This window comes from Alteromonas sp. R7, from assembly GCF_055755235.1.
The window spans coordinates 169871-185221 of record NZ_JBVTQX010000009.1 but is presented as its reverse complement, the minus strand read 5'-3'; the positions used below and the strand labels follow the sequence as shown (position 1 = coordinate 185221).

The window sequence follows — 15351 nt, the reverse complement described above, 5'->3', positions numbered from 1 at the left end:
ACCACTTTGAAACACTGTATGTCAAAGTGGTTTTATCGATACCTTGCTATACAGAGAAACTACTATCGCTATATTGGGAGGGAGAGCAAGTGAGCTCCGATAAGGGGATGGGCTTGCTAAACATAAATCCTTGCACATTGTCACATCCATGCTCTCTAAGATAATTCCACTGTTCAAGGTTTTCTATGCCCTCAGCACATACCGAGAGTGACAGTCTTTTCGCCAAATCAATAATTGCCCCAGTCACAAGACGGCTTCGTTCTGAAGTTTGAATTTCCATTACAAACTGTCGGTCAACTTTTAGCGTGTCGATATTGATTTGCGTCAGGTAACTTAACGAGGAGTAACCCGTTCCAAAATCATCTAGAGCTATGGCGCACCCCATATTTCCGATGCGTCTGAAGAACTTGTTTGAAAGAGTAAAGTTTTCTAGATACGCACTTTCTGTCACTTCAAATTCAATGTTTTCTGGGTTGATGTCATAGAGCTTGAAAGTATTGTAGATGTAGTCAAACAGCTGCGAGCTTCGCAAATCATGTCCAGATAAATTGATTGAGGCTCTAAACGGAGACGTGGCCCATTGTTTTAAATCTGGCATATCAATACAAACGCGCTTAATTACCCAACGGGTAATTGCAGTGATCTTACCGCCCTGCTCTGCAATGGGGATAAACTCGTTCGGCATAACCAAGCCAAATTCAGGATGTTGCCAACGAATAAGCGCTTCTACGCCGATTACGTTCCCTTCATTGTTAACTTTAACCTGGTAATAAACAACAAACTCATCGTTGCTGATTCCTTGCTCAATACCGTTAGCTAAGTGGAGTTTACGCTTATGCGACTCAACCATATCAGGTGTAAACAGTGTGTAGCTGCCTCGCCCTCGCGCTTTTGAACGATACATTGCAAGGTCTGCATTGCTCATCAGCTCGCTTAGGTCGTAGCCCGCATCGGAAGCCGTAGCGATTCCAACGCTTAAACCTACCGTTAGTGATAAGCCACGCAGTTCAAAAGGCTCATCAAATGCGGTAATAAGTCGCGTTGCCAAGCTTTGCGCTTGGTCAGTAGTCACATCTCTATCGGGCAGTACTAAGAACTCATCCCCTCCCAGTCGCGCGAATAAATCGCCGTCGCGCAGCAAACACTGAACTCTGTCAGCAACCTCTATGAGAATGAGATCCCCGGTTTCATGTCCTAAAGAATCATTGATGCCCTTAAACCCATCTAAATCAAAAAACAGGAGCAGTAAGTCTTCATCATTTCTTTTGGCTCTGGCTAGCTCTAGTCTTAAGTTATCGAGAACAAACTGTCGATTGGGAAGACCGGTTAAACTATCGAAGTTTGCCAGACGAGACATGGTTTCTTGTTGATCAACCAATGTTTGCTTTTGCTCAAAGTTGATGAGTAACTCAACTTCAATGGTATCCAATAAACTATTAATGTTATTCGATAACTGTCCAATTTCATTAGATGTATTAAGTGAACTGCGCAGCGCATAATCTTTTGACTCAAATACTTCTTGAGTAAACTGCCTCAGCGACCCAATAGGAGAAATCAAACGGTATAAAATAAAGACACAAGTGCCAGTGCAAAGCAGCCAAACCGCGATAACGATAGGCACTTGCTTAATGAGCTGGCGGGCTGAACTTGCCGCCATTGTGTCTTCAATGTCCACATAAAGAACAACATGTCCAAGTGGGTATAGGCTACTGCCTACAATTTGATGGGCAGTGATAACATTGTCGTATTGCGTAACACCAAATGGAATTTCTGCAGGATCAAGTGGAACAGATTGATTGGAAAGCTGGCTTAAGGAATCAGGTTGAATAGTGGAAATGACTTGATAGTCGTTGTCATATAGCGTGGCGGAAATAAGATTATCGTGTTCTTTTATCGGTTGAAAAAGAGAGGAAAATAATGCGTTATCACCGGGACTTCGCTCCATGACAACCGATAACTGCAGCGACAAAGCGTTACTTAACGTCGCGGTATTGCCTTTAACCACATCCACCACAGAAGCGTTGTGTTCTAATTTATTAACAATTACCACAGAGAGCGCCAGCACCGACATCGTCAATGCAATGACAAGCCCAATTGGGATTTTCAACGTTCTAAACACTCAACTACCCTTACTTCAGTACTGCAAGCTGTTGTAAGCAAGTGATGCCATAGGCTCTGAAACAGCACTGTCACCGCTAAGCTTTTATTATTATTTGTTCACAATAGTAAGGTACAGGTCGCTAAATTTGAATCCATTTTTTTAGCTAATACAAAAAAGACTCACTGAGTGATGATGAACGCTATGTTCTTTCGACTACTTCAAGTTTAGTTTTAATGTATTGGCTATGGGGAACGTACAATAAATCAGCTATTTGACGAATAGTACTCTCTTCAAGAGGTGCTAAAGATTCATCCGCGTATGCAATAGCCCAGAGGCTCTTTATCACATCTCTTTTCTCATCAGCGCTGCAGTGTTTATTTAGTACTTGAGTAAAACGCACTAAGTCAATTGAATCGTCAGCCGTCTCTTGCCCTCTTTCAAGCAACAACGACATCGCTTCCTCATCTATATTTACATGCTTTCTGAGCTGTTTCTTGTATTCACTTCTCTCGCTATCCGTTACTTCATTATCAGCGTTTACAATTTCACTAAGTAATGCAGCAGTTGCCAATTCAACGGTATACGTTGGCTCTGTGCGCTTATGCGTGTCTTCGAAAAGTTTAAGAAATGATTTCAGCATGGGGCCCTACTTCTTGTGTCACCGCAGAAACGCCCGCGGTTAATGAAATTTGAGTATCGATAAAACTTTTACTCGGTAAAAGCTAAATTCGATTAATTGCTGGATTAGATGGACAGATTTACAGCGATGACTAAGCAAGCAAGTCTATGTAAACTGTACTCAGCGACTAGAGCTGTAAAGTGAGAGTTTAAAAGCCCTCAGAGAAACATGAATATGAACATTTTACTCGTAAAGATATTTTCTAAAGGCGCCTAAATTTTAGTATCAAGTAAGCAAATCACTTTACTCCCGCCATTTTCGAACCACACTCGTTCGCACAGCGCGTGAAGCAAAGGTAGCCCACGCCCAAAGCTTTCGTCATGAACGGAATGACGCCGGCCTACCGTACTTGCCTTATTCCACTCAAAGCCTTCACCACTATCTTCAACCGCTATCAGCACCTTACCTTTAAGGGGTAAAGACTCTATCCTAATATTAATTCGCCCGTGACTAAGCGCTTTTAGTGAAGCCTCGCGGTTTTCGTAATATTGATGGAACCCTGAACTATCAGCTTTGAGTTTTGAGTCGAGTTTCAAGATCCCATGCTCTAACGCATTATTAAACAGTTCCGACAACACGGTATAAATTATCGAACGCACCGCTTGAATGCCCTCACATTGCCCCGCAAGCTGTAGCACGCGTTGGAGAATGTCAGGCTGTTTCAAATGTTGTGCGTCAAGCGCAACTTCATGCACCGATGGCAATCCAAAATCCATCTTTGGTGATACGGGCGTTTTAATGGGTTGAGAGGTAAACACGACTAGCGTGACATCATCGTGAAATGAAGAGGCTGCGCAATGCTCTTTCGCCTTAAGAAAGAGTGAATTGGATTCTATTTTCCCATGCGTCTGCATTTGCTCTTTTACTATTCTTACCAAGCCTTCCTCAAGAAGCATTTCTCCCTCTTGATTAGTACTCTCAATTAGCCCGTCGCTACAAATTACAAGCTGTTCATTGCATCCTAATTGAATGGTATCGCAATCGGTGTTGAGTTCATGCTCGTCTAGGATCCCTAATGCCATGTGACGTGAGGGGATGCAGCGCAGCGCTAAATCAGTTTTCGCAGGAACAATGACAGCCGGCATTCCACCCTGCCATAAGTTGATTCTATTGCCCCCCGCGTTAATTTCGCCCACCACTGCGGCCATAAACATGTCACTTGGTAGAAACTTAATTAAAATTCGATTTAATTCTGAAATAATCTCAGAAATAGATACTCCTTGCTGGCTGAGTTCCTGAAAGGCTCGGGTTACAGGCAACGCACCAATTGCTGACGCCAAACCATGACCTGTAAAATCTCCCACCACAAAATAAATACCACCACTAGGGCTTGATTCGCATAGAAAGAGGTCGCCATTAAAGGTTTCAGCTGGCTTTAGGAAGCAGTCGAAATGCGCCATTACCTCGGGTCGATTGACAATAGCGTGGCTAAAAATATGTTCCACAATGGCGTGCTCTCTCGCCACTCTTTGATTGAATAATCGAAGTGCTTTATTTTGCTGTTCTATGTGTTCACTCAAAGCACGTATTTTTAAGTGGGCTCGAATTTTGGCAATTAGAATGTGTCGGTCGAAGGGCTTTGTGGCAAAGTCGTTCCCGCCAACTTCCAGACACCGCACTAAGCTTTCTTTATCTTCTAAAGCGGTGATAAAAAGAATAGGTAGATACGGCCCTTTCGCAAGCTTGCGTATTTTGGGTGCAACGTCAAAACCACTGAGCCCAGGCATCACAACATCCAACAAAACCAAGTCGGGTTTTTCGTGCGTAAATTTTTTGATAGCTTCAACACCATCCACCGCTTCGATACACTCTTTATAGCCTGCGTTATAAAGCATGTTAGTAAGCAATGTACGGTTGATAGCCTCGTCGTCAACAATGAGGATCTTCACGTATGTCTCTTCGATAAAATGTTAATTTAGCGACTTGCTTTTCTTACTTAATGTCGAACTTTTTATCGAATCGAGATATTTTCAGGATTTTAGCAACCTGAGGACGGGCATTTTCGATACTGTAGGTTAATTCTCTTTCAGCGAGTGTCTTTTGCATGTTTAACAACATACCTAAGGCAGAGCTATCCATGTATTCAGTACGCGATAAATCTACGGTGATGTGAGAGACATCGGCGCCCAGTTCGCCATAGGCGTTTCTGAAGTCTTCTACCTTACTAAAGTCAAACTTAGTGCCTACATCTACCACTAGTACTTTTCCTTGATTTTGATAGCTCGACGTTATTTCCATATTCGCTCCTTAAAAATGTAAGCAGAAATGCTTCATCACATGCTTTTAACTTTGCTATTCTTATACTAGTTGAACTTTTACACATCGCCATGAAAGTCATCTTAAACTTTCGTATGGTAATGCTTTTTTTATCGCCATTTAGATGGAAAGACGCAATTTATTGAGGTATGTATGCAAGACTGGCAAGACGCCCTTTTGGTCTATAGTACTGAAAGCGGCAAAATAAAGCCTGAGCCAAAAGAGCAAGCGCGTTCGGTGTCTTCTGACGGCGTTGTTCGTATTCACAGGGAAACTAAAGGTCGCAAAGGAAAAGGGGTGTCTCTGATTAAGGGATTAGACCTCGCGTCTGATGAGCTGAAAAAGCTAGGCTCTGAGCTAAAGAAAAAATGTGGTTGCGGCGGCGCAGTGAAAGACGGTGTCATTGAAGTACAAACCGATGACAGGGAAAAGCTCCGCACACTACTTACCGATAAAGGGTATAAAGTTAAGCTTGCTGGGGGCTAATGTAACGCTAGCCAGCTAGCGAGCTCTCACTTTTTCATAAACATATAACAAAAAGAGTCTGAAATGGAAAAGCTGTCAATTTCTGATCTACACATTATTTTAGTTGAGCCTTCTGACACACAAAGAAAGATCATCACCACTTTGTTGTTAAAAGAACACGTAAAGGAAATTGACCCCGTCAGTACCCTTTCCGAAGCTCGTTCAGCGGTAAAAGCGCACGGTGCTGACCTAATCGTAAGCGCGATGTACTACGAAGATGGAACCGCACTAGAACTACTTAAATTCATTAAAGAAGACGACGCATTTAAAACAATCCCCTTCATGTTGGTTTCCAGTGAAAATCGTTTAAGCAAACTAGAAGAATTTAAGCAGGCAGGTGTTGCGGCAATTCTTCCTAAACCATTTGAACCCCTTCATTTGTCTCGTGCATTAAACGCAAGCTTAGATTTAATCAATCACGATGAACTAGAATTAGAACTATTTGACGTACATGATGTTCGCGTACTTCTTGTTGATGACAGTAAATTAGCGCGTAATCATATTCGACGCGTACTAGAAGGCATGGGGCTTCAACGCATAAAAGAAGCGGAGAATGGCGCAATGGCGCTAACTTATATAAAAGATGAACCTTTTGACCTCGTGGTTACCGACTACAATATGCCCGAAATGGATGGCAGGGAACTATCGGAATTTATCCGCTTTAATCCAGAAACCACACATATACCGATTATCATGGTAACGTCAGAGTCAGCTGACAGTGCACATATGGCTAATATTCAGCAAACAGGTGTGAACGCGCTATGCGATAAGCCTTTTGAGCCCAACGAAGTAAGACAAATGCTTTCAGCACTATTAGGTAACTAAGCGCTAAAATATTAAACGGCGTTCTCAAATTACCCACCGGCAGGTGTATATTTACGGCACCTGCCAACGCTTCATGCCCTAACCGTTTGGCTTTTTATAAAGCCAACAGCGCATTTTAATTACTTTTTCAAGTCCCCCACATTAAAAACAACCATTCAATTTGTAAAAATGGGTTGACACACATAGGCGTTCAACATACATTCAAACCTATGAAACAGAATACTATGCACGTAGCACTTTTCTTTTTTGCGTTTATATCCTTTAACTAGGGAGGCGCGGCTACATGCATGAAAACCTCCCAACTGGGAGGTTTTTTTTTAGCAGAATTTTCTTATACGATAAGCACGGGAATGATATGTCAGACAATGCATTAGATACTGTTAGAGAGCGGATTACCGCTTTAGACAGTGAATTACTTACTTTACTCTCAGAACGCAGAAAGTTAACCAACGAAGTGGCTGAGACGAAAATAAAGCATCACATTCCTGTGAGAGATCAAAAGCGAGAAGAACAGCTATTGGTGCGCCTAATAAAAGAAGGCCAAAACATCGGCTTAGACCCTCATTATGTGACACAAATTTTCCACGTTATTATTGAAGACTCTGTTTTAAACCAGCAGGCTATGCTTGCTGAACGCGCTAACCCTGGCAGTACATTGCCCTTAAACCGAGTGGCATTCTTGGGCGACAAGGGCTCTTACTCTTATCTAGCAACGCAAAAGTACTTCTCTCGTCGCCCCGGCGAATTGCTGGAAATTGGCTGTCAGAGCTTTGCTGAAATTATTCACAAAGTTGAAAGTACAGAAGCCGATTACGCGGTATTGCCTATTGAGAACACGACGTCTGGCAGTATCAATGAAGTGTATGACCAACTACAGCATACCCAACTTAGTATTATTGGTGAACTCACCCACCCTATCCGCCATACATTGTTAGTGGGAACCAACACCAGTATCGATAAAATCAAAACGCTTTACGCTCACCCTCAAGTGTTCACTCAGTGTAGCCATTTCTTAGCAGAACTAGGGAACGTAGAAGTGAAAACCATGGACAGCACCTCGTCTGCCATGTTGACAGTTAGTGAGCTTAAACGCGATGACGTAGCCGCAATAGGCAGCGAAGCGGGTGGTAACTTGTACGGCCTAATGGCAATAAAGAGTAACTTAGCAAACCAAAAAGAAAACCATAGCCGTTTTATCGTTGTTGCGCGCAACCCAGTAGTGGTTCCACTTCAAGTTCCTGCTAAAACAACACTTGTTATGTCTACCATCCAAAAGCCAGGTGCACTTGTAGAGGCCTTGTTGGTGCTACGAGAGAACAGCATCAATATGACGAAGCTTGAATCGCGTCCTATTCCAGGTAATCCATGGGAAGAGATGTTCTACATTGATGTAGAAGGCAATGTAGAAGATGGCCCTGTACAAAATGCCCTTGATGCATTGCGTGGTATTACCCGCTACATCAAAGTTTTGGGCTGCTATCCAAGCGAAGAAATTAGCCCGACCAAAGTGGCCGCGGCGAGTGCGCTGGCTGATTAAGCCAGCACACGCCCCAGTGTTTACTTTCTTTCGTTGTAGTGTTTAGGCAGGCTGAAAGGCTTGCCCAACATTACCAACGTCACTTTCACCATTAACCTGGAAGACAGAAACTCTGTTGCGGCCATGCTTTTTACTGCCATACAAAGCTTCATCGGCATTGGCATACAGCGCCTCGAATTGATACTTTGATGACGCAGTGCTAGAGATACCAAAGCTTGCTGAAATATCGAAGGTAAAACCGCTTTCAGCTGTATCAATCTGACGGATACTATTGCGCATACTTTCCGCTATTTCTTTTGCTTTTTTCTCATTACACCCTGGTAATAGTAGGCCGAACTCCTCACCACCTAAGCGCCCGAAAACATCTTCTTTTCTGCAGTGTTTCCTCACCGCGTTAACTACTGCCTTTAATACCCAATCGCCTGTTGGATGACCGTAGCTATCGTTAACTGACTTAAAGTGATCAAGGTCGAAAATTACAAAAGATAATACGTCCTGCTGCTCTGACATTCGATCAAGCGCTTTCGATGCCAACTCAGTAAAATAGTGACGGTTCGCCACTTTTGTTAACGAGTCAGTTTGCGCCTTTTCCCTAAGTGCTGCATGTAACTTACGATTTATTATTGCCCACATAAGGACAAGTATCGTGGTGGAAGCTAGCAATGTTATCAACAGCCTGTGATTTTGCTTTTCTTCTCGGGAAAGGGCTGCTTGTGCTTTCAGTAGGCTATTCTCTTTGTCCAGTAGCTGAATTTCGATATTCTTCTCGAGGTTATCGAACTTAGCCTGTTGAATCGCCATTTGCTTAACGTTGTACTCATCAAGGTACGCTTTATCAGCCTCAGCGTATTGAATAAATGCATCTAATGCTTGTGCATTATCCCCTTTCTCTATTGCCGACTGGTACAGTATATAATATGCCGTTTTTCTGGGTTTTGAATATCCCATGCCTTTTGCAAGCTCCGCGCCTTTAAGCGCACTCTCCTGTGCGTTATGAAAGAGCTTATTGGCAAAATAGGCTTGTGCTAGCGCTGTATAGTACTCTGACGTTAATCGTGGATAGTTAGTACTTTCAACATCTGCTTGGATAGCAAGTAAGGCGTCTAACGCCCCTGCGATACTGTCTGGCGATGCTAACATCAGTTGAGCAAGCCATAATTTTGCTAGATTCAGAGCGATTGGCTCTTTACTCGCATTACATACCTCAATGGTTGTATTTAGCGTTTCTCGGTCAAGTCGTCCTAAATTGTGCAGCGACTCACTACGCAGATTGTGAGCCAGACACGCATTGCGGGAAGAAAGCTTTTGTCCAATTACGCGAGCACTGTACTGCAAACTCTGCTCAAACTCTTCCAATTGATTATAAAAAAGCGCAATCGTCAAAATTGAAAGGTGCTTATCTTTATCTTTCGCTAACGAAAGTAGAGGAACAATATCAGGAATTTGCTGAAGTGCTTTGGGAAAATCCCGAACTAACGCGTAGTTGTTGAGAATTGAATTTTTGGCTCGTAGTTGTAACGATTTATCTGAAGCACTTTGAAACACACTTTCATAAAGTGGAACTGCCTCTATGAGTTTTCCTGAATACGATAAGCTATAAGCATTGAGATAGTTAAAGTATTGGACTTGGGCCGGTGAAAAGGAGGCTGATTTATTACTGAGAGCCGACAATGACGTACGAAACGCCTCCACGTCTTGACTGCGAAGTGCATCAGCGCGCACTAACTGCTGATCAATTTCGTCAGCAGAAAGCGGAAATATGAAAAAGGGGCAAAGTAACGCCCCTATTAAAAACCTAACCACAATTTAAACTATCAGGGTTAGTGAAGTGACACTTGGTTCTTTTCTTCACTCTCTTGTGCATCACCAGGCGCGTCTTGCTCTTCATCTTCTGGCATCAAAAGACACCACATTTTTTCTTTCTCTTGAGAAAGTTCGTCTGCGTGGTCAGCTTTAAATTGTGCAATTATATCAGTGTCACGTTGCTTAGATGCATCTTGTGCAATTGCGAGAAGTTCTTTTAGCGCTTTCATGAGTTTGTTCTACGTTATAGTTATTAATGTTTAATAGGTTAGCAACTATTTGATGAGTTGTTAATCAAATATATAGCATTTTAGACATATTATACCAGTTACTATTTGCATCAATTACCTTTGAAAACAGAAATACTTACTGGTTTATTAGGTATGAAGTAACCAAATATTCTAGCGATTAAAGGTATATGTGACCAAGTTGGTTTTACTTGGCTGAAAACGGCTGTCCTTTGACTGTTTGAAGTTTAATTGGGTAACTAGACGTTTTGTAGCGAGGTGACGCTTTTCAAATTGGGCAACAATTTGGTGAAGATTGAGATTTTCCAAGCCAAATTCGACTAGCGCGCCCATCGCTTCTCGTGCCGCGCCTTTTCCGTTCATTGAAGGCGCTAATATAATTCCAATCTCTGCAGTGTCTTGTAAAACGCTTTTACAAAGCATCTGAATTCCGCAAAATGCCTGCGTTTGATTACACGTTATCGACCAGACCTTCTGTGCTGGCCAAGGCCTTTTGTTTGCTTCAATGAAAGTACTAGCGACTACTTCACTTTCCTTCTCAGAAAGGGGCTCACCTATTAATCGCATAACTTTTCTATTTTGGTACAAGCTTGCTGTTTCCTCTTTCCACTGCTGGCAAAGTAAAGCGCTGGTAAAACGAGGCGTAGCGAACTGCACTAGTTAGTACCTTTGGAGTAATCGACATCATCTATCACTGGTTTGCTAACTGGTGGTATGACAAGTGTAGAGTGCTGGTTAATTTCGTGATTATGCAGTTCACCAATAGCAATCGTCGTAGCTCTGAACTCATCGATGGGCAAGGTTGCAGCTTCATATAAAATAGCGCTGTCATTCGCTTGGTAAATAGATAACAGTTTATCAGTAAGCTTTTTTCGTTGAAGAGAGCTGGAGGTAAAAACGGCACTTGAGAAATCTCCTGCAACCCCAACCTGCCATAAAACTAAATACGCAGCCGTATCTACTTCTCGTTTATATAGTAGAAACTGGTTTGCCTCGTAGTGTTGGCAACCTAGAGCACCTGGGTCTATGCCCAAATCGGCGTATAGGCACGATTCAGCTGAGATCCCCGGCAACATGTAAGCATCAAACCCTCGACTTTTAGCGATTGCGATAGCGTCATGAGGCACCTTTGCAAAAACCCCAGGGTGTCCATAAAAAGCGCCAACTACTTTTTCGCCTTTCTCCACACGCTCTAGCATCGCGCTAGTCATTTGAGCATAGGTATCGTGGCGATCTTTGCCTTCACCATAGAAAGTTTGTAGGTTTACTGTGTTTTTGTTCAAAGAGGTGATCCATGCCTCCACGTAGTGCTCAGCTACACATACGAAAACGACGTCGGCTTGCTCAATATGACTTTGACAAATAGGCGATAAATGCGCTCCAACCATCATCCCGGTTCCTACACATACTAGGCTGCCTTGTTGCATGTAACTGTTCCTTTATTATTAGATTTTAGCTGTTTTTATCAAAAACATGTTTAAGCGCGTCAACCGTATCACTCAATGTCACTTTTCGTGCAAACGATACAACACCATTAGTGCCCTGTCCTCTGTCAAAAATTGTATAGTATTGAGAGATCAGAGGAAGACCGAGGATGCTTTGATTCGGCCAGTGTTTTAGTGGGAATATTTTAAAAGACGCTTGGTTAAATGTGGGGGCGTGCTCCTGCCAGTAGGCTTCAGGTGGTAGCGAGAGTAAAACATCTTCACCCTCATCGCCTTCAAGAACAAACGTTAGTTCAGGCCATTGTGCCAAATCTAGCTTTTCCAAGTCTATTCCTTGCTCCTCTAAAGAGAAAGCAGCGAAGGGCTCAAGCAATGTTTTCGCGTTATCAACACGGCAAAAAATCTGCTCGATCACTTCGTTATACAAAGATTCTGGCAAACCAATCACCGTTGCTCCTGAATCTACTATCGCATTTGAACACCAGCGTGCTTCGTCCGATTTATCCAAAGCCGGCGCTTTAATGCCTTCGTTTTCTCCACATTTTACGGCTTTTAACGTGACGTTATAATACTTATCGTGGAGTACCTTCACAGACATAATAGGAGTAGCATATAAGTCTCGATGAAAAATAGGCTCACCTATTACAAAAAGGCCATGATTTTTTCTATGTGCAAGCGCAGCGCGAAGACAATTTCCATCTACGTTATAGACGCTTGAGCGATGTAGCCAAAAAGCGAATTTATCGGCGTTAATTTGACGCTGCTCTAACTCAGAAAAGTAGCTAGGGAGTGTGGTCGCAACGTAATCAGCTGTCTTTAGGTTAATAATTGCTGACTCGTTAGGCTCGGCCAACGCTTTTTCAAAAAACGCTTGCTCGCTCATTTCACACGTAATTTTGTCAGTGCAACGATAGGCGTGATTTAGCGGTTGATAAGCTAACCCCATAATTCCGTCAGCTTTTTTAAAACAAGATTCTTTTGTCTCTTGCGATTCTTTCGCTATTGCCACATAAGTTTGCGGCAACGAAATGCTGTGACCGAAAATGCCCAGGCGCACCGTGGTCTTAACAACAGGGCCATGCCAACTTCCTGCAGCATATTTAATTGATTGAGAGTAGTAGGTGGACCTCACATCACCATCACGTTCAACATGATAATGAATGTCGCCTAGTACTAAGGTTGAGCTTCCCGTATCTAAAATAAGATGAACGGTCTGCTGATGCGCGCCTATATGTGCTCTCACACAATAGCCGCCATCAGCGAAGGTATTGGTAATTGGCAAACGTAGAGAGCGAGTCACGTTGGCTACCTTAAATTAGCTATCGCTATAAACAGTCGGTCAAAACTACTTGTCTCTTAAAAGCTGACCATCATCCGCTTTTAACAACATCTGTTTGCTGTCTACTAAACACTTCTTCGCATAATCTCCGAACCACGCGCCGACCTTCATGAACTGTTCTACAAAGCCTTTTTTGTCGCCATTCTCAAGTAATGACAATGCAATCCCAAAACGTTCGTAAAAGCGACGTAGAAGTGCAAAGTTATCAGGGTTATTGAAAATAATATCGGCATAAAGTTGTGGTGACTGAGCGAATAACCTGCCTACCATTGCGAGTTCTAAACGATAAATAGGTGAGCTAAACATGGTGAGTGATTCCAGATTAGGATCTTCACCTTTTAAGTGTTGCCCGTACACAAACGTGTTGAAGTGACGCATTACCTGAATATAAGCCATGGCTTGGTCATGTTCTTGTGCGCTGGAGTCGTGAATGGTAGCACCCCAAATTCGCATTTGCTCAATGAGCCAACTGTATTTCTCACTGCCACGTCCGTCGCACACTACCACTACCTGTTTAATCATGCCAGGCGCGTCAGGACCAAACATGGGGTGCAGTCCAACAACCGGACCATTGTGTGCGGCAAGCATCGCCTCAAGTGGCTTAGCTTTAATACTGGTTATATCTGCAAGCACGCAATCCTCTGGCAGCATAGTAAGCTTGCTAATCACGGCTTCGGTTAGATTAATAGGCACTGCAACAACAACCAGTGAAGCACAGCTCAATAACGATGTTGCTCTACCACTTTCCCAGTCGTCTTTTTCCACAACTGAAACGTTGTAATTACTTCGTTCGAACAAGCTCACAAACACACGGCCAAGTGCCCCTGCTCCACCAATTACAACAACGTTGTCGACATCAGGTTTCACACAGCGATATTTGTTGTTTTGCGTGTGATAAGACTCTCGCATTACTCGACGTAATAAGTCTTCGGTGAGATCGGGCGACACCCCAAGTGCTTCTGCCTGAGCACGGCGGGAGGCTATCAACGCTTTTTCACGCTCTGGTACATAAACGGGCATACCAGCTTCAGCCTTAATTTGACCGACCTGGGTTGTAATTTGATTGCGTTTTGCGAGTAATTCGACAAGCTGGGTATCCAGCTCGTCGATACCTTCACGCAGCGTATCTAACTTTTTTAAGTGCTGCGATAAATCGGCCATTCTGTCTTATCCTTGAATCAAATGGCACGGGGCTTATTGGCAAATTTTTACTTGCCACATTAGGCGTTGCTTGGATTTATGCCACCGTGCGCTTATTTTGGCGTAAGGGTAACACAGTTATTAACTTATCTCTGGTTTGAGATATTAAGTTCTCTGTTGTTTCCCAATCAATACATCCGTCTGTGATTGAAACACCATACTCAAGTTCTTCTGGCTTTTTACCTTCAGCTTTTTGATTACCGGGTTTCAAGTGACTTTCCAACATAACGCCAATGATAGACTGATTGCCTTCTAGAATTTGATTGACCACGTTCTGTGCAACCAATGGCTGACGGCGATAATCTTTTGAAGAGTTCGCATGGCTGCAATCTACTACTAAGCCCGCTGTTAAACCAGCATCCTGCAACTCAATCTCGCACTCTGATACGCAAACCGAGTCGTAGTTAGGCTGCTTTCCACCGCGCAAAATAATGTGGCCATCTGGATTACCGCTGGTCCCGATAATACTTACCTGGCCTTGCTTATTGATTCCCATAAAGCGGTGACCCGATGCCGCCGATTTAAGGGCGTTTATGGCAATATCTAGGCTTCCATCTGTACCATTTTTGAATCCTACAGGCATAGACAGGCCGCTGGCCATTTCACGGTGGGTTTGCGATTCAGAGGTACGCGCACCGATAGCAGCCCAGCTAAATAGCTCAGCAAGATATTGTGGACTAATTGGATCCAGTGCTTCTGTTGCAACAGGCAGCTCTAATTCTGCAAGCCAAATTAACAACTCTCTTGCCTTACGAAGACCTGTTTCAATATCAAATGTACCGTCGATATGCGGGTCGTTAATTAAACCTTTCCAACCTGTTGTGGTACGCGGCTTTTCGAAGTACACACGCATAACGATAAATAGTGTGTCTTTGCATGATTCATGAAGCTCTTTAAGCTTAAGTGCGTACTCTTTCGCGGCTTCAACGTCGTGTATAGAACATGGTCCACACACTACAAGCAATCTATGGTCGCGACGATGAATGATATCTGAAACAATCTTTCTAGACTCAGAGATAGCCGCTAACGCTTTGTCTGACACAGGCAATTCAGCACTAAGCGCTTCAGGGGTTATAAGTACATCTTCGGTACTTACGTGAACATTATTTACGGTGTCCTTGATCATGGGAGCTCTCTTACTCTCTTAACTACAAATAAAAAACGGAAAATTAAACGCCAAAAGAGTGTGCAATCTGCATGTAAACTTTATTGTACAACCAGCTTTTTCTATATTTCTTTAACGTCATTGACTTTTTAGCAACTCAAGCGTAATAGCGCAAGTAATAACGAATAATACTTTAATCTAGGGTAGATTCGAAGCGAATGAGCATGACTGAATGGCAATAGTGCATAGGGATAGCACAATTTTTAATCGACAGTGAGGCTTGTTCCG

At 43.1% G+C, this 15351-nt stretch carries 14 protein-coding genes; 3 read left to right on the top strand and 11 right to left on the bottom strand.

What is annotated here, in order from left to right; genetic code table 11:
• Positions 1 to 46: 46 nt before the first annotated feature.
• From AC0J2X_RS15375 to AC0J2X_RS15360, 4 genes are all read right to left on the bottom strand, one after another.
• Positions 47 to 2119, bottom strand: a complete 2073-nt coding sequence (locus AC0J2X_RS15375) for a putative bifunctional diguanylate cyclase/phosphodiesterase (protein ID WP_061485236.1) — start codon at positions 2117 to 2119, stop codon at positions 47 to 49.
• Positions 2120 to 2300: 181 nt separating this feature from the next.
• Entirely contained in the window at positions 2301 to 2741 is a 441-nt protein-coding gene (locus AC0J2X_RS15370; RefSeq protein ID WP_278711899.1) for a tellurite resistance TerB family protein, read from the bottom strand.
• Between the two features lie 251 nt (positions 2742 to 2992).
• On the bottom strand, positions 2993 to 4669 hold the full coding sequence (locus tag AC0J2X_RS15365) for a fused response regulator/phosphatase (protein WP_278711898.1): 1677 nt from the start codon (positions 4667 to 4669) through the stop codon (positions 2993 to 2995).
• A gap of 43 nt (positions 4670 to 4712) precedes the next feature.
• Positions 4713 to 5018, bottom strand: coding sequence for an STAS domain-containing protein (locus tag AC0J2X_RS15360; RefSeq protein ID WP_014948848.1), 306 nt, complete (start codon positions 5016 to 5018; stop codon positions 4713 to 4715).
• Between the two features lie 171 nt (positions 5019 to 5189).
• On the opposite strand from AC0J2X_RS15360, the gene yciH reads away from it, so the two are divergent.
• The 3 genes from yciH (at position 5190) to pheA (ending at position 7923) form a co-directional block, all read left to right on the top strand.
• On the top strand, positions 5190 to 5522 hold the full coding sequence (yciH, locus tag AC0J2X_RS15355) for a stress response translation initiation inhibitor YciH (RefSeq protein WP_014948847.1): 333 nt from the start codon (positions 5190 to 5192) through the stop codon (positions 5520 to 5522).
• Positions 5523 to 5585: 63 nt separating this feature from the next.
• Positions 5586 to 6386, top strand: coding sequence for a response regulator (locus AC0J2X_RS15350; RefSeq protein WP_014948846.1), 801 nt, complete (start codon positions 5586 to 5588; stop codon positions 6384 to 6386).
• Positions 6387 to 6669: 283 nt separating this feature from the next.
• Positions 6670 to 7923 carry a prephenate dehydratase gene (gene pheA / locus AC0J2X_RS15345; protein ID WP_170870493.1) on the top strand — a complete coding sequence of 418 codons (1254 nt, stop codon included), beginning with the start codon at positions 6670 to 6672 and terminating at the stop codon, positions 7921 to 7923.
• A gap of 42 nt (positions 7924 to 7965) precedes the next feature.
• Here pheA and AC0J2X_RS15340 read toward each other — a convergent pair whose 3' ends face one another.
• From AC0J2X_RS15340 to AC0J2X_RS15310, 7 genes are all read right to left on the bottom strand, one after another.
• Positions 7966 to 9726, bottom strand: a complete 1761-nt coding sequence (locus tag AC0J2X_RS15340; protein ID WP_278711897.1) for a GGDEF domain-containing protein — start codon at positions 9724 to 9726, stop codon at positions 7966 to 7968.
• A 17-nt stretch (positions 9727 to 9743) separates the two neighbouring features.
• Positions 9744 to 9956 carry a hypothetical protein gene (locus tag AC0J2X_RS15335; RefSeq protein WP_239245635.1) on the bottom strand — a complete coding sequence of 71 codons (213 nt, stop codon included), beginning with the start codon at positions 9954 to 9956 and terminating at the stop codon, positions 9744 to 9746.
• Between the two features lie 171 nt (positions 9957 to 10127).
• On the bottom strand, positions 10128 to 10631 hold the full coding sequence (locus AC0J2X_RS15330) for a GNAT family N-acetyltransferase (protein ID WP_014948842.1): 504 nt from the start codon (positions 10629 to 10631) through the stop codon (positions 10128 to 10130).
• On the bottom strand, positions 10631 to 11401 hold the full coding sequence (locus AC0J2X_RS15325; RefSeq protein WP_472996185.1) for an SAM-dependent methyltransferase: 771 nt from the start codon (positions 11399 to 11401) through the stop codon (positions 10631 to 10633). Before AC0J2X_RS15325 ends, AC0J2X_RS15330 begins: the two co-directional genes overlap by 1 nt.
• Positions 11402 to 11426: 25 nt before the next feature.
• The gene (locus tag AC0J2X_RS15320; RefSeq protein WP_239245633.1) at positions 11427 to 12719 is read right to left on the bottom strand and encodes a pepsin-like aspartic protease; all 1293 of its coding nucleotides are present in this window, start codon (positions 12717 to 12719) and stop codon (positions 11427 to 11429) included.
• A gap of 45 nt (positions 12720 to 12764) precedes the next feature.
• The gene (gene tyrA / locus AC0J2X_RS15315; protein WP_014976023.1) at positions 12765 to 13919 is read right to left on the bottom strand and encodes a bifunctional chorismate mutase/prephenate dehydrogenase; all 1155 of its coding nucleotides are present in this window, start codon (positions 13917 to 13919) and stop codon (positions 12765 to 12767) included.
• A 76-nt stretch (positions 13920 to 13995) separates the two neighbouring features.
• A complete protein-coding gene (locus AC0J2X_RS15310) occupies positions 13996 to 15084 on the bottom strand; it encodes a 3-deoxy-7-phosphoheptulonate synthase (RefSeq protein WP_014948838.1) in 1089 nt (362 codons plus the stop codon).
• Between the last annotated feature and the right edge of the window lie 267 nt (positions 15085 to 15351).

Coding starts and splice junctions, on each gene's coding strand:
- AC0J2X_RS15360 (WP_014948848.1), bottom strand. CDS start 5,018: ATGGAAATAACGTCGAGCTATCAAAATCAAGGAAAAGTACTAGTGGTA.
- tyrA (WP_014976023.1), bottom strand. CDS start 13,919: ATGGCCGATTTATCGCAGCACTTAAAAAAGTTAGATACGCTGCGTGAA.
- AC0J2X_RS15350 (WP_014948846.1), top strand. CDS start 5,586: ATGGAAAAGCTGTCAATTTCTGATCTACACATTATTTTAGTTGAGCCT.
- AC0J2X_RS15335 (WP_239245635.1), bottom strand. CDS start 9,956: ATGAAAGCGCTAAAAGAACTTCTCGCAATTGCACAAGATGCATCTAAG.
- AC0J2X_RS15370 (WP_278711899.1), bottom strand. CDS start 2,741: ATGCTGAAATCATTTCTTAAACTTTTCGAAGACACGCATAAGCGCACA.
- pheA (WP_170870493.1), top strand. CDS start 6,670: ATGCATGAAAACCTCCCAACTGGGAGGTTTTTTTTTAGCAGAATTTTC.
- yciH (WP_014948847.1), top strand. CDS start 5,190: ATGCAAGACTGGCAAGACGCCCTTTTGGTCTATAGTACTGAAAGCGGC.
- AC0J2X_RS15325 (WP_472996185.1), bottom strand. CDS start 11,401: ATGCAACAAGGCAGCCTAGTATGTGTAGGAACCGGGATGATGGTTGGA.
- AC0J2X_RS15310 (WP_014948838.1), bottom strand. CDS start 15,084: ATGATCAAGGACACCGTAAATAATGTTCACGTAAGTACCGAAGATGTA.